Source organism: Shewanella sp. BC20, from assembly GCF_003129585.1.
Lineage (GTDB): Bacteria > Pseudomonadota > Gammaproteobacteria > Enterobacterales > Shewanellaceae > Shewanella > Shewanella seohaensis.
In genome coordinates this window covers 108,026-130,078 of record NZ_NHRI01000006.1, presented here as the reverse complement: position 1 = coordinate 130,078, position 22,053 = coordinate 108,026, and the positions used below count along the sequence as shown (strand labels likewise).

Sequence of the window (22,053 nt, the reverse complement as noted above, 5' to 3'; positions counted from 1 at the left end):
TTTTTACTTTAAATGCCACTACCCCTGTTATTTAATATAAAAAAGCTACATAAAATCATAGTCTTAGATGAATCCCTCGTATCTCTACGACATATTACTGATAAAAGTTGTAGCCACTTCAGCAACAGACAATAGTTGACTGTTGTTAGTTAACGATACTGTTCTCCACTGATACAACAAACCTTAGCCATCATGTCCAAGTTAATGTCAAACTTAAACTTGGAGAATTTCTAAGCCTTATTTCATAACATCTGAATCTCTAGTAACCATACGAACCATTGCTCCCTTCAAACAAAGCTTCAACGCGTTATGCATTCGTTACCATTTTATTGGATAAGTTTGTGTCTAATATTAGCTGCGCAGAAATAAATAAGTATTGAGTTAAATAGTGGCGATTCAGTTTGCTTAAGTAAATTGCCCTTAGAGTTGCGGCTATTAAACTCGATAAACTGAGTTCTGTGGTAATAATTTCTGGTTGCGATTATCTCCAGTCTTTACGCTTGCCATCAGTATAGTACTTCTTTACTTTCCTTTAGCAAATGCATCAATAGCTAAGCTCAATGAAGCCCCGAGTCCTAGCTTTAATATTTATGCTTTATTTATCGAAAACTTACCGATTAAGTGTGATGCAGATATATTAGAGAGATATCTCTTAGTCCAAACATGAACTGGCAATGCCTTGCTGTGCTCGTGGTGGTATAGAAATAACTCGTTTAGTCATTTTCGCCGTAGCTATAGTTAACAGCCTTTTTTGCGCTGCTCGACTTTAGCATTCCTATTAAAGATGGCTTCTTCATCAATCCAGAAGGTAAGTAAACCACTATTGCTTAATGCTTGGTTGTATTTCTCTAATTTGGTTATCTTACAGCGAAGTTTTGAAATACTCGGTGAGTAAGTCAGTATATGCTGGCGATCTTGTCGTGGGCTTCAGCATTAGTTCAACTCATTAATTTTAGGAATAATCCTTATTTGTAGATTTCTAGTGCAGTGCTCGGACGTTGCGAACCAACTTCACTCAGCATTCAAACTTTCTAATAAAGAGTAAGCGGTGCTAGAATTTACTAAAGATGCTGATTATCTCACCAGTTAGCAAGCCAAAATTGACTTTAGTTGCTTTTAAAGGGTATATAAGATGGGATTTTAGCGAAATTAATCAATTTGACGCTAAAAATATTACTTTTATTATAACAACGTAACAATAACTCATACGTAAGCCGTAGAAATTCAACAAGTTACCCTTGCCGTAAAGCTTGGGTTAATCAACGAATTCTTAGCGGATAAATGAGAAGAGCAACAACCATTTTTCTGTGGTGACATCATCCTGTAACAGGGGCGCCACAGGCAATCACGAGCTTAAGGTGGAAACTTCATGAGCGTAGCAAAACCACAAGGGACGATGCTTGGTCATCCCAAGGGCCTGTTCCTTCTATTTACAACAGAACTGTGGGAACGTTTTAGTTATTACGCAATGCGCGCCATTTTGGTGCTGTATTTAGTTGACAAAGTGCAGAGTGAAGGGGGACACGGTTTAGGTTGGACGCAAGCCGATGCGATTTCGCTCTATGGTACATTCACTGGCCTAGTTTACTTAACGCCGCTTATCGGTGGCTGGTTAGCTGACACCTTTTTAGGCCAACGCCGCGCGATTATGATTGGCGGTACTTTAATGGCCGCAGGTCAATTTATTCTTGGTACACCGCACGCTTGGGTACCTGGTATGGAAACCGAAGTTTTCTATGTAGGTTTAGGTACCTTGATCTTAGGTAACGGCCTGTTCAAGCCGAATATCTCTACCATGGTAGGCGATCTGTACGAAGAAGGTGATCATCGCCGTGACGGTGCATTCACCATTTTCTACATGGGGATCAACGTCGGTGCTTTCCTATCGGGTATTATCGTAGGTTCGGTGGTGGCGGCTTATGATGGCAACTTCCAAGCCGGCTTTATCTGTGCCGGTATTGGTATGATCCTGTCATTAATCATCCAACTTGTGTTTGCGCAAAAGCTACTTGGTGACATCGGTAGAACTCCTGCTGCTAAGCTTGAAAAGCAAAAAGCGGCAGAAAAAGGCGAAGTTCGCAAAGAGCCACTCACCAAAGTTGAGCGTGACCGTATTAAAGTCATCATGGTGATGGGCCTATTTACCATCATCTTCTGGGCGGGGTTTGAACAAGCTGGCGGCTTGATGAACCTGTTCACGAATGACTTTACCGACAGAATGATCGGTACTTGGGAAGTTCCAACCACTTGGTTCCAATCCTTAAACGCGATGTTTATCGTGATTTTTGCACCTGTTGTAGCTTCGATTTGGGTTCGTTTAGGTAAGAATGAACCGAACTCGCCTGTTAAGTTTGCTTTAGGCTTAGTGCTATTAGCCGTTGGCTTCTTATTCATGATCGGTGCCGTTGTTGAGATGGGTGGCGATGCTTCAGCGAAATCAAGCATGTGGTGGTTAGTCGGTGCTTATTTCTTCCACACCATGGGTGAGCTTTGTCTATCACCGATTGGTTTATCTATGGTGACTAAGCTAGCCCCATTACGTATAGCTTCATTAATGATGGGTTCTTGGTTCCTGTTCGTTGCTGCAGCTAACAAGATTGGTGGTGTAGTGGGTTCATTCATCGGCCACGGCGGTGAAAAAGAAGAACAACTCGCCAATGCAATGGCCATTTTCTCGGGTATTGCGATTACTGCTGCGCTTTCTGGTGTGATCTTATACTTCATGGCCGACAAACTTGTGGATTGGATGCATGGTGCAGAAAGCAAGCATCACAACGAAGCCGAAGCGTTAGAAGATGAAATCGCCATAACTGGTGAGCATGAAGCGATCAAACGTTAATTTGCGTTAGGTTCAATCAATAAGAAACGCTGCCATGGCAGCGTTTTTTATTTGTCGCTTAGATAATTAACTTAAGCCATCGAGCTAATTTCCAATTACATTTCAGGTTAACAGTCGATATCGCCAACCTTCACATTCGTTAAAATAGATACGCACAAAGTCACTGTAGTGGCATAGTGAACTGGGCCACCGTTATAGGCTTAATTGCATAAAGCCACCCGCGGGTACCTGTGAATCATAAACTAGGCCTTTAAATTGGTTTTCTAAGAGTTGTTGCTTGTGTTCGGGCTCACTGGTCGCAATACAAAGCTGCTCCTGCGGCAATATAGTGCGAAACTGAATGCTCGGTTTCCCCCAGTCTAACATCCCCAATTGCAAGCTCTCAGAAAGCGCTAATGGACTCAAACCTTCATCATTACGCAAGTAGCACCTCAGCCCCTTACCAGCTTGCGCAATCGCGGCGCGATATCGAGTTAATTCGATAGCGACATAAATAATATCGACTGTGATATCGAGGCCAGATTTAACTAAACGCTCGTTCAAATAACTCAACATATTAAAGGGCTCGATGATCGTCTTGCTTTGGCCACTACGATAACTTTTGAGCTTTTGGTTAACAAAACTGCGCAGCAATACACAGGCAAAAGCCGCTCTATTGTCTTCGGGATAGAGATGGGCCATATACATGATGAGGTAGTCACTGCCCACCATAGTGGAATCAATAAAGTAACTGCTGATATCGCTACTCTTAAATAGACTGTAATCCACTTTGGCCGTGGGATAGCTGATGTTAGAAGCAGGAAACAGCTGCTGCTGAACTTGCTTTGCCGCTTCGACACTTTGTTCTAACAGAACCAAGTTATCCTTAAGCTCTTGATTAGATAAAGCATCAAACTCGGCTTGAGTCATATCATCGGAATGGTGTCGTTGCAACCCCTGCTTTATCGCTTGTTCGATGATAAATAAATCGGGGACGGGTTTTACGAGATAATCACAGGCACCAACACGCAGGGCTTCAACGACATCCGCCATTACGTTATTACCAGAGACCACAATTGAAGGCACCAGCGGCTCTAATTTACTCATTTCCTTGAGCATATCGAGTCCACCGAGTTTAGGCATGCTGAGATCGGCAAGAATAATATCGAAACGTTGTTGCTTAAAAATGGACAGTCCCTGCTCACCATCGCAGGCCTGCACAACTTCGGCACCGCGCCCAATCAGAAAAGTGGCGACGATTTGCCTAAAGACCGGATCGTCTTCGACCCAAAGAATAGAAACATCATTTAACGCCATAAAGATTCCCGAATAACATTCATTGCGATAGCAATAACTCAATCATGACATCGGAAGAATCATTCAATACGGCAAGGGCTTGACTGCAAAAAAGGATTTACAGCCAAGTACAGCGCATAAGCTTACTCAAGTTCCTGCATGTACTGATCGAGCAACTCATCATCTTCTTGTTTTTGAGGAACATTGCCATCATAGACTTTATAGTCCATGTGTTGTAAGTACGCATCTTTCACAAAGGTATAAGGATCGAGCGCATTATCAACAAGCCTTTCTTGGTCAATCGCCGATGCTCTCGCATGAAGACTCTTAAGTCCCCATTTAACAATGGATTGCCACACTGTTAGCTCAGATAGTGGAAAGTATAGACCATCAACCCAATCCGACGCGAGTTCTCGCACGACATAGGGGCCGGCAAAGGGAGCCATAAAATACGGTCCGTTTGGCACGCCGTAGTAGCCTAGCACTTCGTTAAATTCATCTTGCTTGCGTGGCATCCCCATCATATCGGCCACATCAAATACCCCGAGTAACCCGATTGTGGTGTTCACCGTAAAACGGCCACCTGCATTTGCCGCCCAGCCCCATTTACCCTGTAAGGCGTTGTTAACTAGGCTACTCGGTTCTTCCAAATTCTGTACGAAGTTGTTTATCCCCGTTTTTGCGGGCAATGGCAGATAATCGTTATATCCATGTGCGACAGGACGATAAATATACCGGTCTAAATACAGATAGTTGAAATCCCACATTGCACGGTTAAACCCCTCAAAGGGATCACGCGGGTCATCGTAAGTAATCTTTACTGCTGAAGCCGTATCCTTTGGAGTAGTCTCAGGTATAGTCGCCTCTGCCCCATACACCTTAGGCAGTAATGCAAATCCTAAAAGTACCCCTAGCCATTTCAACTTCATATTGCTCTCTTAAATAAATGTACTGCTTAGATATCGAGTTTTGCTAAAGTGACCAAGGACAAGTGACGATAAAAGATTATTCACCTGAGTGGCATACTCTAGTATGACAGAGAAACTGTCGTTGTTTTTACAAAGCGCATAAGCATACTTGGCAAAACATTTTGGTCAATTGTTAATTTTTCAAAATAGCGTGCCGTTAGATACACCAACAAGGGCCTCACATGGAGTCAATTCCACTTATTAATACCGCTAATGCGCAATTAATCGCTCCAGCCTCTTCAAACGATGCTGTGAGCGTAAACTCACGTCCCCTTCCAGCTGAAGTGCAAGTCTCCCCCGAAGGCGATAGTATTATTCTAAACGGTACAGAATATAATTTAAAGCTTGTTAATGCACAGCAAAGACAAGCCTTGATTGTGGCGAGTAGTTTCTTAGTGAATCCAATTACCCCAGAAGCCACAGCCAGCACGAGTGCCAATAGCACAGTCGCTAACGCACAATTACTGACGCTAGGGGCGACACTGACCCTAAAATTACCCGAGGCGATAGCACAACTTGCGCAGCAAAATGGCATCTCACTTGATAAGCTCTATACCCTGGCGGCAAGGCCGCAGGGATATCCGCTACCCAATGTCACTGTTACAACGAAAGAATTTCAATTTGCTAACGGGACTGTGGTGCCACAGGATCCAGGTACTCGACTCAGCACTGGAGAATATCAAGCTAAAATAAGCCTCTCGCAAGGAAGGCCTATTTTAGTCCTGACCCCAATACTGAGCAAACTTGAAATCCACATTGGCGCGCCAATAAATGAAACTCAACTTCCCATTATTGATAAACAAGCTGCCAATGTGGTCATCACTAAAACTGAGCCTGCTCAGATAATTGCTGCATTTTTACGTAAACTTGAAGGAATTGCACCACAGGCCGAGCCATCAAATACAGCGAAGCCTAGTACTCAAGCACTTGTGTCCTCGGAGAATAAAGCTGCCAATATGCTAGCTCCTTCTTCCGCAACAGATATGCCAAGCAGCAAAATCAGTGTATCGGCCACTAATCCTAAAACCAGTCTACAAGCCAATACTGAACCTAAGCTGACTGCTGTAAATCAAACGTTAAATACCACGGCGCAATCGCAAGAAACTTCCCAAAATCAGCAAAAAGCACAAGTACTGGATGCTAAGACGTTAGAAACCAAGGCCTTTGAATCAAAGCCTTTAGAAGCTAAAACAATGGCATCGGGTGCGAGCAATCTCGATAGCAATCGAAATTCGCTTTTAGCTGCAAAGGCTCAACAGGAACTCCCCCCTACAAGTTCCACTAAAACTGGCTTAGTCGGTAACGAGTTGCCACTGAGTCTCAAACCACAGGCGATGGAGGCTCAATTAGGCGAAAAAACAAATAAGTCCACCGAGGCACAAATCAGTGTCAATGAGGTGCTACAGAAAGCCTTTACCAAAGCCGGCGCCTTACCATTAGAACAAATGCTCGCGCGCGGCGGAGCAAATCTCGCGGCGGAGTTATTAAAACATTTGCCCCATTTAAGCCCACCGACATTGGGCCAATTAAGTGAACTGAGCGAATTAAAGGACGCTATGCTTGGGCTTTCAGCCTTAAACCTTGCCGCGCCACAGCTTAGTCAACCCGCCGTGTTTATGAATGCCAATGCGATTACCTCGCTATTTCAACTATTGTTGGGGTTTAGGGCCAATAATGGCAACAATACGGTCAGCCAGAAGCTGGCAGATTACCTAGAGCAATTACAGGCTAAAACGGGTTTATCGACCAATCAGCTTGGACAATTGAGTAAAGCCGGAGGGCTTGAAAGCATGGGCCAACTGGCCTCGAGCTTACATCTTTATCAGCAGGCAAGCGGCGAAAACAACGGCAATCTGGTATGGTTTTTTGCCCTGCCCTATGGGATCAATCAACGGCATGAACAGCTCGAAGGAAAATTTGAACGAGATGCCAATGATGACGAACAACAAAAGCACAAAGGTTGGCATCTGCAATTGAAGTTTAATCTTGCACAGGGGCCGCTGCTGATTTCGGCACGCTTCCATCAGCAAGTGTTAGATATTCAATTTAAAGGTAATAGCCAACAACTGCTCAATCGTGTCGATAATTTTTTAGCTCCCCTAGGCAAAAAATTATCCCAGCTAGGCTTTACGCCAGGGGAGCTTTCAACGCAAATTGCCCAAGTGCCGGCGACACTGCTCCCGGGCGATCATTTTTTAGTGAAAACACGTGCTTAAAATCGAGAACGAATGATGAATGAAGAACCCAAAACCCAGCAAGCCGTCGCCTTAAGTTACGATGGGAAACATGCCCCTAAAGTCGTGGCATCAGGGGAAGGATTGGTTGCAGATGAAATTATTGCGCTCGCAAAAGCATCAGGCGTTTATATTCATCAAGATCCCCACCTGAGCAATTTTTTGCGATTACTCGAATTAGGTGAGGAAATTCCGAAAGAACTGTACCTGCTGATCGCAGAACTGATTGCTTTTGTGTACATGTTGGATGGCAAATTTCCCGAGCAGTGGAATAACATGCACAAGAAAATTGTAGAGAAAGCCTAAGAATAAGAATGATGCGACTTTGACAGCCTATTTTCGATGAAGGCGAATTAACAGCTCAGCCTCAGCTTTAGGTAACTCACACTCTTTAATCAGTTCGTCCACGCCAGCCCCTAACGCGACCATTTTCATCGCTCGGGTATAGAGTTTGGCTTGAGGATCCTGCTGCGTCGACTCTTCGATACGCTCGGATTGTTGATGTAAGCGCTTCTCAAGCTCAATAACACGTCGCCCCATACCGATAGTACCGCTGCGAAGCTCCTGCAACTCCCGTTTAAAGGACTCGCGTTGGCGATCGCCTTCTTTGACCAGCACGGTTAACGCTTCAACTTTACTGCGCAACTTACTCAATTGTTTTTGGAGATAAAGGACTAACCCTAAACACGCAATCACATAAACTAAGGCTGCGATTAAAAATTCATCGCCCATTAATCATCCTTACGCATCACTATAAACTGAAATCAACAATACAACGGGTTCACCAAACGGCGATCAAAACGGTTAAACGATGGCGAAATAAACCGTTTGTATCGTGAAAAGTAAGGACGACAGATTAACTAATCTGTCGTCTCATCATGGAAGCTTAGAGCTGATTTAACTCTGCCCATTCTTCATCGGATAATAACTTGTCTAAGTCGACGAGGATCAGTAGCTCATTATCGCGATTGCTCACGCCTTGGATAAACTTGGCACTTTCTTCAGTGCCGACATTCGGCGCATTATCAATTTCAGAGCGGCGCAGATAAACCACTTCGGCCACACTATCCACCAAAATACCGATCACTTGCTTCTCTGCTTCGATGATCACGATACGAGTCGAATCATCCACTTCCGCCGATTGCAGGCCAAAACGTGAGCGAGTATCGATAACAGTCACCACATTGCCGCGCAGGTTAATGATACCTAATACGTAATGGGGTGCGCCAGGCACAGGGGCAATCTCGGTGTAACGTAGCACCTCTTGCACCTGCATCACATTGATACCATAAGTTTCGTTGTCTAACTTAAAGGTAACCCATTGCAATACTGCATCATCTTTACTTGCAGCCACGGCCGCGACATTTCTTGTATCTTTCATGTTTACCTCAACCAATGGAGTCCTGACAGCCTAAACCCGCATCAAGCATTTCAACTAAGGCTTGTACGTGCAAAATGCCACACATTTGTTCTTTCACTACACCAGCTAACCAAGGACGTTTCCCGGCTTTGCTGCGCCAGTTTACTTGCGATTTATTAATTTTTACTGCATTAACGAGAGACTCACAAGCTAATCCCCAATTACTGCCTTCTAATAATACAAGATATTGATAATTTACCGATTGCGCCAGTTTATCCGTGTATTTTTCTGGCATCACCCATGCACAGGTATCAACCAGATTTAACTGTTCTTCCCTATGGGTTTGCACCCCTAAAAACCAAGAAGGGCGACCGATAATATGATTAATCCGCTCAACCTTAACGATCCCACCAAGACTCACTAAAGGCACAGCTAAGGTTAACCCAGCCACTTTAAAGAATAGTACTTGAAACTCATCATCGAGTACTTCTTGCAGGTCTTTTGTGATACTTGGAGGGGCAAACCCCACCTGAGTCTCGGGTGTTGTCTCAATGATTATCTCGTCATCTACGACTGTGGATGGCTGCTCAATGGTGACGCTAGCGTCGCTTTCGGGTAGCGAAGAGATACTCTCTTGGATCTCCTCAGGCACCTTATCCATCTCGGGCGCGACTTCGCTCAACACTTCCGCAGGCTTATCCTCAATCACCACCGTTTTTAATACCGGCGCGAGGAGTTTCTCCAAAGCCTGCTTATTAACTAACGGCGCTGGCTCATCAAGATGAGGCACATTGCTGACAGACTTTGCCTTCTGCGGCTGCACTTCAGCAGCAATGGTCACGCTCGCGTGCACTTTAGCCTGACTGTGCTCGGCTAAAATGGCGTCATCAAGTAATTGTGCTTCATTTTTTTGGCTAACCAGTGGCGTCGCCACCTCATGTTGAGGCGCATTCGGGGAAGTCACAGCTTTGCTGTCTTCTTCATGTAGCAATAATTCAAAAAAATCAAAAACAGTTTCATCAACCGATTTTGACATGGCCAAACTCCCCAGCTAAAAGAAAATCTAATAATCGCTCATAAGCTTTTACGCCACGACTGCCGCTTGCATAATGGGAAGCGGGTAAATGTGCCAAACTGGCGTCTCTAAACTTAGTATCTACTGGGATCACATCTCGCCAAAGGCTATCGCCATATTGTTCACTCAGCACCTGCAAGGCAGCAGGTGATGCCTTGGTACGTTTATCGTACATAGTCGGTACGACGGTATAGCTATAACGGGTTTTCTTTGACCGCCCCATGATTTCCATGGTTTTCACCATGCGCTCGAGCCCTTTAATAGCCAAAAACTCGGTTTGCACGGGGATCACTATGTGTTGACTGGCCGCCAGCGCGTTCACCATTAATACTCCTAACACGGGTGGACAGTCCACAATCGCCACATCGTATTCATCCGCTACCAGTGCCAATAAATTACGCAGCACTAACCCCATGCCCTCTTGATGTCCTAGCGCTCGGTCTAGCGTGGCTAACGCCATCGTAGCGGGCAGTAAATCTAAGCCATCGACTAAGGTGGGCACTATATGGGATTTGACTAAGTCAGTCGTCAAACTCTTATGTGCCACAAACACGTCAAATAGCGAACCAGGAACCTCTTCAGAGTCAATACCAAGGTAATAACCAAGCGATGCATGGGGATCGGTATCAATCATCAGTACACGTTTACCCCGTTTAGCGAGCGCGCCCGCTAAACTGGCTACTGAAGTGGTTTTTCCAACCCCACCTTTTTGATTCGCAATGGTCCAGACTTTCAAAGAACTGACCTCTTTAATGTTGATTCTCGGCTATTTATCATGCCCGTTTGAGCAAAGACAAGCACTACTCGCCTTCCCTTGTGGTCACTCTTATGCCGCCGTTAGGCAAACTAATGACTTTGACCCCATCGGCATTTTCTGAAATCACCACGGGAACATTACTCGACTGAGGTTGTGCTTCCGTAGCAGCAGCCGATGAAGCTTCTGTACGCAGAGACTCAGGCACGGGATCGACAGCAGTTTGCTGCTGCGACGGTTTATCCTCTACCGGTTTCTCAAGCGTCGGCGGAATTTTTGCATCGGATGCCGAGAACGCCTCAGGGCCCAGCGTCACCGCCTTTTGCTCTCCCGGTGAAGCCAACTTTAACATTGCTTTGGTTTGATCCGGATGGGAAGCGAGCCAAGACGCAATCGCCTGTGCCTGTTCATCCGGCACCATGAGCAAAATCTGTGTCGACTCCAATCGCTTTACATCATCGCGTAATACAGTGATTTTTCGATGATAGTCGAGACTTAACGCGCCGAGGCACAATATAGCGATCGCCATTAACACTATGATAAGCACAATATTTGTGCTTATCGGTGTTTTCGACTTAGCCACGCGCAGACTCTTTTAAAATCGACTCCGCCATGTTATCCAGAGAAATTGACTGAGTGGCGATACCCGCACTGGCCACCGCCTGCGGCATACCATAAACCACGCAGCTGGCCTCATCCTGAGCCCAAATAGTCGCGCCCACCGATTTCAGCATACGCGCACCTTCGCGGCCGTCAGCTCCCATGCCCGTCAGCACGACCGCCAGCACATCCCCGCCATAGGCTTTAGATGCTGAGGCAAAGGTAATGTCGACGCAGGGTTTGTAATTCATCTCAGCGCTACCCGCCAAGACTTTGACACGGCCAGTAACACCAGCGCGCTCAACCATCATTTGCATTCCACCTGGCGCAAGATAAGCGCAACCTGGACGCAATACATCACCATTAGCCGCTTCTTTCACTTCGATCTTACACAAACCGTTTAAACGGTTCGCAAAAGCGGGGGTGAAAGCCGCAGGCATATGCTGGATAAGCAAAATAGGATGAGGATAATTTGCTGGGAACTGAGTCAAAATCTTCTGCAAGGCGACAGGCCCGCCAGTCGATGTGCCAATCAGCAATAATTTATATTGCTTACCACTTGGACGAATCGAGGTTGCAGGTGAAGAACGCACAGGCGCTGGCGCAGGTTGCGCATGGGTAGCAGCGCCGCCTAATACGGCACTCGCACTCTGACGAGGTGGCGGCGTAGGCGCCGTTGGACGCACCGTAGGGCGGAAAATCCGGCGACGACCTAAGGCTTTAACCCTTTGTTGCAATAATAGAATCGCTTCGTCTTTATTGGTCGCAATATCTTCAAAGCGCTTAGGTAAGAAATCGAGCGCCCCCGCATCGAGGGCATCTAGCGTGGCTTTGGCGCCATCGTGGGTCAATGAAGAAAACATCAAAATTGGTGTTGGACATTTCGCCATGATCTCACGCACGGCAGTAATACCGTCCATGACAGGCATTTCAATATCCATTGTAATGACTTGAGGATTTAGCTCGGCAGCCATCTTCACCGCTTCGGCCCCGTTAGAGGCCGTCGCGATCACTTCCAGTTCAGGATCTTGATTGACTATTTCACTAACACGTCGTCTAAAAAAACTTGAGTCATCAACGACTAATACTTTAATGGCCATTCCATTCCTTATTGGAAACTAACTTTTATTTTTCGCATAATGCTTTAATAATCCTGGGACATCCAAGATGAGGGCAATGCCACCGTCGGATGTGATTGTCGCCCCCGCCATACCCGGCGTGCCATGCAACAATGCTCCCAAGGGTTTAATCACCACTTCTTCTTGTCCAATTAAAGCATCAACAACAAAACCAATTTGCATCATTCCCAACTGTACAATCACCACATGGCCGTGTTTCTTGTCACCATGTTTAAAGCTGGTTCTATTGCGATGTAACCACTGCTCCAGATAGAAAAGCGGTACGGCCTTGTTGCGGACAATCACAGTCAGTTGTCCATCGACAATATTGGTCTTGGTGAGATCGAGATGGAAAATCTCATTCACACTGGATAAAGGCAATGCAAACACCTGCTTGGCAACGTCCACCATTAAGGTCGGCATAATCGCCAAGGTCAGCGGCACTTTAATCTCAAGTATGGTGCCCTTGCCTTTCATCGAGTCGATATGCACGGTTCCGTTAAGTTGGGTAATACGGGTTTTCACCACGTCCATCCCAACACCACGGCCGGAAATATCTGAAATCTCCACCTTAGTCGAGAAGCCAGGCGCAAAAATCAGGTTATAAGCTTCGCTGTCAGTCATCCGCGCAGCGGTATCCTCATCGAGTACCCCACGCTTGATGGCAATTTGCTTTAACTTTTCAGGATCCATGCCCGCGCCATCGTCTTCGATTTTTAGCAGGATATGGTCACCCTCTTGGCTTGCAGACAGAGTGATGGTGCCTGTTCTAGGTTTGCCGCTGGCCTCACGGTCATTGGGCATCTCAATACCGTGATCTACCGAGTTTCGCACTAAGTGCACTAACGGATCAGCGAGCGCCTCAACTAAGTTTTTATCGAGGTCGGTCTCTTCGCCCACGAGGACTAAATCGATTTCTTTATTCAGAGTACGGGCCAAATCGCGTACAACCCGAGGGAAACGACCAAAAACTTTCTTGATGGGTTGCATGCGCGTTTTCATCACCGCACCCTGCAAATCCGCTGTCACCAAGTCTAAATTCGCTAGCGCCTTAGACATTTCCTCGTCATCACGACTAATGCCTAAACTCAATAAGCGGTTACGCACTAACACTAACTCACCGACCATGTTCATGATTTGGTCGAGTCTCGCGGTATCGACGCGAACAGTTGTCTCGCCCTGAGGTACGTTAGCAGACGCTGCTGCCGCTGCTTTAGCAGGGGCTTTTTCAGCAACCGCCACATCAGTTTTGGCTTTTACCGCAGGAGGGGTTGCTGGTGCAGCAACACTGGCTTTGGGAGCGGCTGGCGTAGAAGGCGCGGCGGCACTTGGAGGCGCTTTAGCGGGCTCGGTTTTAGCTGGAGCAGATTCTGCTTTCGCAGTCACTTTTGCAGGTGCACCGCCTTTACCGTGTAACTCATCGAGGAGACGCTCAAACTCATCTTCAGTGATTTCGTCCGAATCAACAGCCGGAGCGGCAGGCTTTGGTGCAGCGACAACTGCTTCAACTTTTGGCTTGGCAGGCTCTTCCACTTTACCTTTAAACTTGCCAGAACCGTGCAGCTCATCGAGCAGCGCTTCAAACTCGTCATCGGTGATATCATCGCTTGCGCTTGCGGATGTCGCTTGAGGCTTATTTTGCACAGCAGGGGCAGCATCGGCTTGTGGAGCAGAAATTCCTGGGCCTTTTCCGGCGCCGTGCAACGCATCGAGTAATGCTTCAAACTCCGCTTCATCGATTTCATCGATACTGGAATCTGAAAGCTCTGATTTCTCAATCGGCATTTCTTCAACGGCGGCGACTTCAACCACTGTTTCTATGACAGGTTCGGGCTCAGGTTCTGGCTCAGGCAATGGTTCAACTTCGGCACTGCTTTGACCCGATTCCGAAGGAAGCGGCTCACCGGAGCTGAGCATTTTCAATTTAGCCAATAATGCAGGATCTGCGGGGTCTTGTTGCTCGCCTTGTTGGGTTTGAGCAAACATAGTATTAATCGCATCGACAGCCTGAAGAATGATGTCCATTAACTCGGCGGAGACACTGCGTTTGCCTGTACGTAATAAATCGAAGGTGTTTTCTGCTTCGTGACAGACATCCACCATGGGAGTGAGACTAAGGAAACCCGCACCACCCTTTACAGTATGAAACCCCCTGAAAATGGCATTTAGCAAGTTAGTATCATCAGGATTGTTTTCAAGCGCGACCAGTTGCTCTTGCAGCAACTCAAGAATTTCGCCCGCTTCAATTAAAAAGTCCTGGAGTATCTCTTCATCTACATCAAAGGCCATCAAATTGACTCCCAGTTAGAAACCCAGACTCGACAGCAGATCATCGACTTCATCTTGACCGGTAACGACGTCTTGACGAAGCTCGGCATTCATTATCGGTCCTTCAGCTTCAATATTATTTTTCTGAGTAATCTGACTCTCAATCACGGGTTGCTCACCAAATACTGTCAGCATAGACACCAGATTACTTTCAACTTCCATCACTAGATCGATCACCCGCCGGATCATTTGTCCAGTCAGGTCCTGAAAATCCTGCGCCATCAAAATCTGGTTGAGCAATTCGCGTAAGCGATTGGAATCCAATTCGCTACGTGACATCAAATGCTGCACATTGTGGCAAAGCGCTTTAAAATCGCTCAGAGCGATTTCACGGCGCATCAATTTGTCCCAAGAAGGCATCACTTGCTGAATATTCGCCGTTAATGCATTCGCGAGTGGCAAGCACTCCTCTACCGCATCCATGGTTTTATTCGCTGCTTGCTCGGTCATGTCAATGACGTAACTAAGCCGTTCCTTAGCATCGGGAATTTCGGTATTTGCAAGTTCTGCTAAACGATTATCAACTTGGAAATCCATTAATGCGCTGTGAAGTTGTCTTGTTAATTTACCAACTTCATCAAAAAGCTCCCGTTGAAGTGGAGCCGCGAGTTCCCTAAATAAATCATCTGCTTGAGCTTGTTCATTTGCGCTTAATAGTTCAACTAAACGCTGAGCCTTCTCGAGCGTAATGAGCCCTGATGTATGTGACTTCATAGCTCATCCCTGCTTAAGCGAGTCGTTCGAATATTTTATCTAACTTCTCTTTAAGTGTTGCTGCGGTAAAAGGTTTAACCACATAGCCGTTAACACCGGCTTGTGCGGCAGCAATAATTTGTTCACGTTTTGCTTCAGCGGTAACCATTAATACAGGTAAATGCTTTAGGGAATCGTCTGCCCGAATAGCCTTTAGCAAATCAATACCCTGCATACCTGGCATGTTCCAGTCTGTCACGACAAAATCAAAGTCGCCCTTTTGTAACATAGGCAGCGCAGTTGAGCCGTCGTCTGCTTCTTGGGTATTATTAAACCCCAAGTCTCGCAACAAGTTCTTGATGATACGTCTCATTGTCGAAAAGTCATCAACGATGAGAATCTTCATATTCTTGTCCAAGGTTTCCTCCGGTGAGCTGACATTCTGTGCTCAATAAATAATTATACTTATGTCCAATGCTTGAGTTTGCCTTTGAGCCGCAACATTGCCTGACTTAATATCTGGCTAACTCGCGATTCACTTACCTCAAGAATGGCGCCAATTTCTTTTAAATTCAATGCTTCATCGTAGTATAACGATAGCACTAGCGCATCTCTTTCGGGCAATAATTTTATCGCCTCAACTAGTGCTGAATGAAACTGGGTTTCTGCTAACGCTTCAAATGTACCATCACTGACATTATCGCTTGAAGTGAGTATATCCTGCGATACGCCTAAGTCTTCTATCCCTATGATTTTACCAACAGAAACATCGTTAAGAATATGATGGTACTCATCGAGCGTCATATCAAGTTTTTCTGCAATTTCTGTGTCGCGTGCATCACGACCCAACACTTGCTCTAACTCATCAATGGCTTGAGCAACTCGACGATTATTACGATGAACGGAACGGGGAACCCAGTCGCCACGACGGATCTCATCCAACATGGCGCCACGGATCCGTATGCCGGCGAAGGTTTCAAACTTTGCACCTTTGCCACCATCAAACTTGGATGATGCTTCTAATAACCCCATCATCCCCGCTTGAAGCAAGTCATCGAGCTGCACTGAGGCAGGTAATCTGGCGAGCAAGTGATGTGCAATTCTTTTGACCAACGGTGCATACTGTTCAACGATTGACGTTTTACTGTCTAAACAAGTATACGCTGCGGCTTTATTCACTCGTTTTTTCCTCTTGAAAATCTGGTCGCTGAACTAAACGCTCAACGAAAAACTCCAAATGCCCACCAGGTTGCTGTGGTACTGGCCAGCTCATAATTTTATTCGCTAGGCCATGGTACGCAATCGCAGCTGGAGACTTAGGGTAAGCCTCAACCACTAACTTTTGTTTACGCACTGATTTGCGAAGGTTTTCATCAAACGGAATGGTCGCAACCAGTTCAAGTGCCACGTCCAAGAATCTGTCGGTCACTTTACTGAGTTTAGCAAACAATTCCATACCTTCGCGCAAACTGCGCACCATATTCGCAACAATTTTAAAGCGGAAAACGCCGTGTTCACGGCTGAGAATTTTGATTAACGCATAGGCGTCAGTGATAGAGGTTGGCTCGTCACAAACAACCACCAACACATCCTGTGACGCGCGTGAGAAACTGAGTACCATGTCAGAAATCCCCGCGGCAGTATCCACGATGAGGATATCAAACTGGGTACGCATCTCACTGAAAGCACGAATTAAGCCCGCATGTTGCGCAGGGCTCAACTCTACCATGCCTTGAGTTCCTGAGGTCGCAGGGACAATGCCTATGCCCTTAGGACCGCGGACGATAATATCATCCAGCTCAGCATCGCCAGAGAGTACATGGGAAAGGTTACGTTCAGCACGGATCCCTAACATGACATCGACGTTTGCTAAGCCTAAGTCGGCATCAAGCACTAAGACACGCTTGCCCTTTTCGGCTAATGCTACTGCGGTATTGATAGACACGCTGGTTTTACCCACGCCACCTTTACCACCCGTAACCGCGATTACTTTCACTTTTTCGTTATAGGGTTGATTCATCATACGTAAACCACTTGCTTGATCCAGGGTCATAACTCTACTCAAATGCACAGGTCATATTATCTGACCACGCTGTGTCTGGTAACGATTGTTGTTCAGTGTTTTCTAAGGCCGCTAACGCCTGCTCTGCGAGCAGCAAAGTATCGGCAACTTTCATATCTTCGGGCACTCGCTGCCCATCCGTAACATAACTTAATGGCAACCCACTTTGGATCAACACACTTAATGCACCCGCTAACGACACGGACTCATCGAGTTTGGTGAGTACAACACCAGATAATGGAATGCGTTTAAAGTGATTTACAGCATCCTGTAGCACACGGCGCTGTCCTGTGGCAGACAGTACCAGATAACTGCGGATAGGTATTCTGCTATTTGCAGTTAAATTATCAAGTTGCTGGTAAAGCCGCATATCTCGTTGGCCCATTCCTGCGGTATCTATCAATACTAGCTTGCGATTTCTGAACTGATACAGTATTTGCTCTAGCTCAGCAAGATCATGGGCTTGCTTAACTGGGCATCCCATAATTTTGCCATAGGTGGCCAATTGCTCATAGGCGCCAATACGATAATGATCTGTCGTGATCAAGGCGACTTGATCCGCACCATGATGGGCGGCGAAACGAGCCGCTAATTTCGCTAAAGAAGTGGTTTTGCCTACACCCGTTGGGCCAACCAGCGCTACAACGCCACCTTGCTTAACGATATCATCGCCTTGATTATCAAGCATATTAGCTAGACTTTGTGGCAAGGCACGAACTAATTCTGCCGGGGTATAGTGTTGACTAAGCGCCGCTAACTTGTTCGCAACAGCAGGCGAAAACTCCGCTTCCAGTAACTTTGACTCCAGCATCGCACCCACAGGGTCGATACGTTTTTTGTGTTCAGTCATCAGCGCAGACACTTGATGAGTAAGCAAATTGCGTAAGGATGCTAACTCATCACGCATCGCTTCAATATCCGCATTTTGCTTCTGTGAAACCTGCGGCTTCTTATCGAAAGCCTGTCCCATATCTCGGCGCTCAGCTTTTGGCGCGGCGGGAGCTTGTAGACCTTGTGCCCACGCAGGCAGTTCGGCGTCTTGCTGTTGATGGGTGAGCTGTTGATTTAAACGGCTTTGTTGCTTCTCGAGCAATGCTTGGAGAGAGTCCGCTGGCGCCGAGGGTTTTAACTTAGTTTCAGCGCGAATCGGCGCTTTAGCACCGAGCGAAACTAAGTCATCACTCACATCCATAAAAGTCGGTGCAGCTGCTGGCGCCTTCGCTTTCGGCTCGTCGTAGTCAACGGCGGCCACAATCTCAATGCCGCCATTTACCTTTTTATTCGACATAATCACGGCATCGGAGCCGAGCGTGTCCTTCACTTGGGCCAGTGCAGCACGCATGTCTTTGGCAAAAAAACGTTTAATCTTCACTTATGCGTCCTCTACTGGCCGACGGCAGACACTATGCGTATTTGCTTTTCATCGGGGATTTCTTGGTAAGAAATCACTCTGAGATTAGGAATAGTATATTTAACAAAGCGAGACAGTGTCGCACGTAACATACCTGACGTTAGCAAAATAGCGGGCTGACCAACCATCTCTTGCTTTTGAGCGGCATCCGCTAAGGATTGCTGCATACGCTCTGCAAGACCTGGTTCGATATTTGGGCCATCGCCACCGGTTGCTTGCATTGATTGATGCAACATCTGTTCCAACTCTGGCGCCAAAGTTATGACAGGTATTTCAAGTTCAGGACCCGAGATCTCTTGAACTATCATGCGCTTCAATGCGATACGCACTGCCGCCGTTAACACTTCAGTATCGTTACTCTTAGTGCCGTATTCTAACAAAGTTTGCACTATGGTACGCAAGTCTCTGACAGAAACTCCTTCATTTAATAGGTTTTGCATCACTTTTACGACATTTCCGAGCGGCATCACATCAGGAATAAAGCCATCCACCAGCTTAGGCGAATGCTTGGCAAGCATATCCATCAGTTGTTGCACTTCTTCGTAACCTAAGAGTTTCGCCGCGTTATTTGTCAATATTTGGCTGATATGGGTTGCCACCACTGTCGCGGCATCCACCACGGTATAACCTAAGGTTTGTGCATGTTCACGCAGCTCAGGGGCAATCCACACGGCTTCGAGACCAAAGGCTGGATCACGCGTTTCGATACCATCGAGCTTGCCATAAACTTGGCCTGGGTTGATGGCGAGTTCGCAGTCATGGCGAATATCCGCCTCTCCAACCACCACACCCATTAACGAGATACGGTAGGCATTAGGTGATAAATCGAGGTTGTCACGAATATGCACCGCAGGTACCAAGAAGCCTAGCTCTTGAGAAAGTTTTTTACGTACCCCTTTGATCCGGCTAAGTAATTCACCACCTTGGCCCTTATCGACTAATGGGATCAAACGATAACCCACTTCCAGACCGATAGTGTCAACATGGTGTACATCGTCCCAGCTAAGTTCTTTGGGTTCTCTTTCGGCTCTTTCCGTTGGGCCCGTTTTGACTTGCTCAAGGGCTTTGGCACGTTTGGCTTCATTACGTTTGAAGATAAAGTAAGCCGCACCAGCTGTGATCACGGCAAAGCTTAAAAACGCCATATGTGGCATGCCAGGCACAATACCCATGACAAAGAGTACACCAGCCGCAATACTGAGCGACTTGTGACTGTCAAACATCTGACTGATCAGCATCTGGCCCATATCGCCAGATTCATTTTGACGGGTCACCATCAACGCCGCAGCGATTGACAGTAATAGACCAGGAATTTGCGCGACGAGACCGTCACCAATGGTTAACAGGGTATAAATTTCAACGGCTTGGGAGAATGTCAAACCGTGCTGCACAATCCCGATAATAAACCCACCGAGAATGTTGATAACTAAGATCATGATACCGGCAATCGCATCACCCTTCACAAACTTAGATGCACCGTCCATTGCGCCATAGAAGTCGGCTTCGCGGGTCACCTCGGCGCGTCTGGTTCTGGCTTGATCCTGATTAATAATACCTGCGTTCAAGTCGGCATCGATGGCCATTTGCTTACCGGGCATCGCATCTAAGGTAAAGCGAGCACTCACCTCGGCAATACGGCCAGCACCTTTAGTCACAACGGCAAAGTTGATAATAATCAAGATGATAAATACGACTAGACCCACGGCATAGTTACCGCCAATGACCACAGAGCCGAAGGCCTCAATCACCTTACCGGCGGCGTCACCACCATTGTGACCTTCGAGTAATACTACACGGGTCGATGCCACGTTAAGCGCGAGTCGCAGCAGTGTCGCGACTAATAAAACCGTTGGAAAAGCAGCAAAGTCTAAGGGTCTGTCGGTATAAATCGCGACAAGAAGAACAATCAAAGCCAAGGCAATGTTAAAAGAGAATAAAACGTCGAGTAGAAACGGCGGAATAGGCAATACAATCATAGCCAATGCCGCAAGCACTAGCATTGGCGTACCTATGCCCTTGAAAGAGCTCAGTTTCAACTGTTTTACTTGGCCTAGGGAGGCTTTAACATCCATTCACAGATACCTAAACTTTGACGTATAACAGTCTGAAAGCAAAAAACGCGCCAACCGCTAGCACTTCAAGTAGTGGTTTTATCTCTGTGAACTATCTCTGCGTTAACCTAACACTTAACTAGTGTTTCAGTTCGTCAGGAATGGGTTGATTAGCAGGGATTGGAATAGGTTTACGACCACGACCTTTTTGGTACTGGCGTAACTGGAACACATAAGCCAGCACTTGTGCCACCGCGGTAAATAGGCCCTCAGGGATCTGCTGCTCAAGCTTAGTGGTGTGATAAATTGCCCGCGCCAGCGGTGGTGCTGAGACAATCGCAATGTTATGTGCCCTTGCCACTTCGCGGATTTTAAACGCGACTTCATCCACTCCTTTAGCGATAACAAAGGGCGCTGCAGAGCGCTTCACATCGTATTTAATGGCCACCGCATAATGTTCAGGGTTCACCACAATCACATCCGCATTGGGGACTTCGGCCATCATGCGTCGCTGCGCTAACTCACGCTGCATTTGGCGTACACGTCCTTTGACCTCAGGTTTACCTTCGGTGTCTTTATACTCGTCTTTCACTTCCTGCTTAGTCATTTTCAGCTGTTTGTTGTGGTTCCAGATCTGAAACGGCACATCGATCACCACGATGACTAAGACGGAGGAGCAAAGCAGAATAAACATCCACACTAACAAATCCAGCGCATGATGGACGTTACCGGGGAGATGATCGGCTGACAGGAGTAGAATGTCGTTAAAATAATGACTGAGTAGTAAATAAGCCGCGATGGCTACCACAGAAAACTTAGCAATCCCTTTGGTTAATTCAACCAAGGCCTGCACACCAAACATCCGTTTAAAGCCCGCAATCGGGCTCATTTTGCTGGCTTTAGGCATCATGGCTTGGGTGGAGAAATTCATCCCGCCAAGGGATACGTTACCGATAAATGCCACCACGACAATCAGTAGCATAATCTTGAGTAACGGCCAGCCAATCTCGCTTCCCACGACGCCCCATACATTAAACATCTGGTTCGTATCGAAAATCGCAGCACGATCCATGGTAAAGACGCGCTCAAACACATTGGACAGCGCCTTCGCAATCCCAGGCCCGAGCATATACAAACCTGTTGCCGCCGAGAGTAACACGGTCGCTGTACCTAACTCTTTTGAGCGGGCTACCTGCCCTTTTTCTCGCGCCTGTTCGAGGCGCCTCCCGGTGGGTTCCTCGCTGCGTTCGCCGCTACTTTCTTCAGCCATTACGCGTTCCTATCC

19 protein-coding genes are annotated in these 22,053 nt (G+C 46.7%); 3 read left to right on the top strand and 16 right to left on the bottom strand.

What is annotated here, in order from left to right; genetic code table 11:
- Positions 1-1,369 precede the first annotated feature (1,369 nt).
- Entirely contained in the window at positions 1,370-2,839 is a 1,470-nt protein-coding gene (locus CBX96_RS08595) for a peptide MFS transporter (RefSeq protein ID WP_109286389.1), read from the top strand.
- A 192-nt stretch (positions 2,840-3,031) separates the two neighbouring features.
- Here the strand turns inward: CBX96_RS08595 and CBX96_RS08590 are convergent, their stop codons facing one another.
- Together CBX96_RS08590 and CBX96_RS08585 are read right to left on the bottom strand one after the other, a co-directional pair.
- Complete coding sequence (locus CBX96_RS08590; RefSeq protein ID WP_109286388.1) at positions 3,032-4,135, bottom strand: response regulator; 1,104 nt, start codon at positions 4,133-4,135, stop codon at positions 3,032-3,034.
- A gap of 122 nt (positions 4,136-4,257) precedes the next feature.
- Complete coding sequence (locus CBX96_RS08585) at positions 4,258-5,043, bottom strand: VacJ family lipoprotein (protein WP_109286387.1); 786 nt, start codon at positions 5,041-5,043, stop codon at positions 4,258-4,260.
- 221 nt (positions 5,044-5,264) lie between these two features.
- On the opposite strand from CBX96_RS08585, the gene CBX96_RS08580 reads away from it, so the two are divergent.
- Both CBX96_RS08580 and CBX96_RS08575 read left to right on the top strand, forming a co-directional pair.
- Entirely contained in the window at positions 5,265-7,298 is a 2,034-nt protein-coding gene (locus CBX96_RS08580; protein WP_109286386.1) for a flagellar hook-length control protein FliK, read from the top strand.
- Positions 7,299-7,310: 12 nt separating this feature from the next.
- Complete coding sequence (locus CBX96_RS08575) at positions 7,311-7,622, top strand: EscU/YscU/HrcU family type III secretion system export apparatus switch protein (RefSeq protein WP_374918424.1); 312 nt, start codon at positions 7,311-7,313, stop codon at positions 7,620-7,622.
- A gap of 27 nt (positions 7,623-7,649) precedes the next feature.
- Here CBX96_RS08575 and CBX96_RS08570 read toward each other — a convergent pair whose 3' ends face one another.
- The 14 genes from CBX96_RS08570 to flhB all read right to left on the bottom strand — a co-directional run bounded on the left by CBX96_RS08570 (position 7,650) and on the right by flhB (position 22,038).
- Positions 7,650-8,048: a DUF2802 domain-containing protein gene (locus CBX96_RS08570; RefSeq protein ID WP_011622093.1), complete on the bottom strand. Its 399-nt coding sequence runs from the start codon at positions 8,046-8,048 to the stop codon at positions 7,650-7,652.
- Positions 8,049-8,202: 154 nt separating this feature from the next.
- Positions 8,203-8,697, bottom strand: coding sequence for a chemotaxis protein CheW (locus CBX96_RS08565; RefSeq protein ID WP_011073088.1), 495 nt, complete (start codon positions 8,695-8,697; stop codon positions 8,203-8,205).
- A 7-nt stretch (positions 8,698-8,704) separates the two neighbouring features.
- The gene (locus tag CBX96_RS08560; protein ID WP_109286385.1) at positions 8,705-9,712 is read right to left on the bottom strand and encodes a chemotaxis protein CheW; all 1,008 of its coding nucleotides are present in this window, start codon (positions 9,710-9,712) and stop codon (positions 8,705-8,707) included.
- Positions 9,696-10,487: a ParA family protein gene (locus CBX96_RS08555; protein ID WP_086903718.1), complete on the bottom strand. Its 792-nt coding sequence runs from the start codon at positions 10,485-10,487 to the stop codon at positions 9,696-9,698. Before CBX96_RS08555 ends, CBX96_RS08560 begins: the two co-directional genes overlap by 17 nt.
- Before the next feature lie 64 nt (positions 10,488-10,551).
- Positions 10,552-11,067, bottom strand: a complete 516-nt coding sequence (locus CBX96_RS08550) for a membrane anchored protein in chemotaxis locus (RefSeq protein ID WP_181382175.1) — start codon at positions 11,065-11,067, stop codon at positions 10,552-10,554.
- Positions 11,068-11,080: 13 nt separating this feature from the next.
- Positions 11,081-12,205 carry a chemotaxis response regulator protein-glutamate methylesterase gene (locus CBX96_RS08545; RefSeq protein WP_109286384.1) on the bottom strand — a complete coding sequence of 375 codons (1,125 nt, stop codon included), beginning with the start codon at positions 12,203-12,205 and terminating at the stop codon, positions 11,081-11,083.
- A gap of 18 nt (positions 12,206-12,223) precedes the next feature.
- Positions 12,224-14,512 carry a chemotaxis protein CheA gene (locus CBX96_RS08540; RefSeq protein ID WP_109286383.1) on the bottom strand — a complete coding sequence of 763 codons (2,289 nt, stop codon included), beginning with the start codon at positions 14,510-14,512 and terminating at the stop codon, positions 12,224-12,226.
- 15 nt (positions 14,513-14,527) lie between these two features.
- Positions 14,528-15,265 (bottom strand): protein phosphatase CheZ, encoded by a 738-nt coding sequence (locus CBX96_RS08535; protein ID WP_109286382.1) that lies wholly within the window; start codon positions 15,263-15,265, stop codon positions 14,528-14,530.
- A gap of 13 nt (positions 15,266-15,278) precedes the next feature.
- A complete protein-coding gene (cheY, locus tag CBX96_RS08530; RefSeq protein ID WP_007649667.1) occupies positions 15,279-15,662 on the bottom strand; it encodes a chemotaxis response regulator CheY in 384 nt (127 codons plus the stop codon).
- Positions 15,663-15,709: 47 nt separating this feature from the next.
- A complete protein-coding gene (locus CBX96_RS08525) occupies positions 15,710-16,423 on the bottom strand; it encodes an RNA polymerase sigma factor FliA (RefSeq protein WP_109286381.1) in 714 nt (237 codons plus the stop codon).
- A complete protein-coding gene (locus CBX96_RS08520) occupies positions 16,416-17,297 on the bottom strand; it encodes a MinD/ParA family protein (RefSeq protein WP_011622085.1) in 882 nt (293 codons plus the stop codon). Before CBX96_RS08520 ends, CBX96_RS08525 begins: the two co-directional genes overlap by 8 nt.
- Before the next feature lie 4 nt (positions 17,298-17,301).
- Entirely contained in the window at positions 17,302-18,678 is a 1,377-nt protein-coding gene (gene flhF / locus CBX96_RS08515; RefSeq protein WP_109286380.1) for a flagellar biosynthesis protein FlhF, read from the bottom strand.
- Between the two features lie 11 nt (positions 18,679-18,689).
- Positions 18,690-20,789 (bottom strand): flagellar biosynthesis protein FlhA, encoded by a 2,100-nt coding sequence (flhA, locus tag CBX96_RS08510; protein ID WP_011716429.1) that lies wholly within the window; start codon positions 20,787-20,789, stop codon positions 18,690-18,692.
- Positions 20,790-20,907: 118 nt separating this feature from the next.
- A complete protein-coding gene (gene flhB, locus CBX96_RS08505) occupies positions 20,908-22,038 on the bottom strand; it encodes a flagellar biosynthesis protein FlhB (RefSeq protein WP_011622082.1) in 1,131 nt (376 codons plus the stop codon).
- Positions 22,039-22,053 lie beyond the last annotated feature (15 nt).

What these genes read in the sequence shown, in the direction of transcription:
- CBX96_RS08595 (WP_109286389.1), top strand. Translation starts at nt 1,370, where the DNA reads ATGAGCGTAGCAAAACCACAAGGGACGATGCTTGGTCATCCCAAGGGC.
- CBX96_RS08590 (WP_109286388.1), bottom strand. Translation starts at nt 4,135, where the DNA reads ATGGCGTTAAATGATGTTTCTATTCTTTGGGTCGAAGACGATCCGGTC.
- CBX96_RS08585 (WP_109286387.1), bottom strand. Translation starts at nt 5,043, where the DNA reads ATGAAGTTGAAATGGCTAGGGGTACTTTTAGGATTTGCATTACTGCCT.
- CBX96_RS08580 (WP_109286386.1), top strand. Translation starts at nt 5,265, where the DNA reads ATGGAGTCAATTCCACTTATTAATACCGCTAATGCGCAATTAATCGCT.
- CBX96_RS08575 (WP_374918424.1), top strand. Translation starts at nt 7,311, where the DNA reads ATGATGAATGAAGAACCCAAAACCCAGCAAGCCGTCGCCTTAAGTTAC.
- CBX96_RS08570 (WP_011622093.1), bottom strand. Translation starts at nt 8,048, where the DNA reads ATGGGCGATGAATTTTTAATCGCAGCCTTAGTTTATGTGATTGCGTGT.
- CBX96_RS08565 (WP_011073088.1), bottom strand. Translation starts at nt 8,697, where the DNA reads ATGAAAGATACAAGAAATGTCGCGGCCGTGGCTGCAAGTAAAGATGAT.
- CBX96_RS08560 (WP_109286385.1), bottom strand. Translation starts at nt 9,712, where the DNA reads ATGTCAAAATCGGTTGATGAAACTGTTTTTGATTTTTTTGAATTATTG.
- CBX96_RS08545 (WP_109286384.1), bottom strand. Translation starts at nt 12,205, where the DNA reads ATGGCCATTAAAGTATTAGTCGTTGATGACTCAAGTTTTTTTAGACGA.
- CBX96_RS08540 (WP_109286383.1), bottom strand. Translation starts at nt 14,512, where the DNA reads ATGGCCTTTGATGTAGATGAAGAGATACTCCAGGACTTTTTAATTGAA.
- CBX96_RS08535 (WP_109286382.1), bottom strand. Translation starts at nt 15,265, where the DNA reads ATGAAGTCACATACATCAGGGCTCATTACGCTCGAGAAGGCTCAGCGT.
- CBX96_RS08520 (WP_011622085.1), bottom strand. Translation starts at nt 17,297, where the DNA reads ATGACCCTGGATCAAGCAAGTGGTTTACGTATGATGAATCAACCCTAT.
- flhA (WP_011716429.1), bottom strand. Translation starts at nt 20,789, where the DNA reads ATGGATGTTAAAGCCTCCCTAGGCCAAGTAAAACAGTTGAAACTGAGC.
- flhB (WP_011622082.1), bottom strand. Translation starts at nt 22,038, where the DNA reads ATGGCTGAAGAAAGTAGCGGCGAACGCAGCGAGGAACCCACCGGGAGG.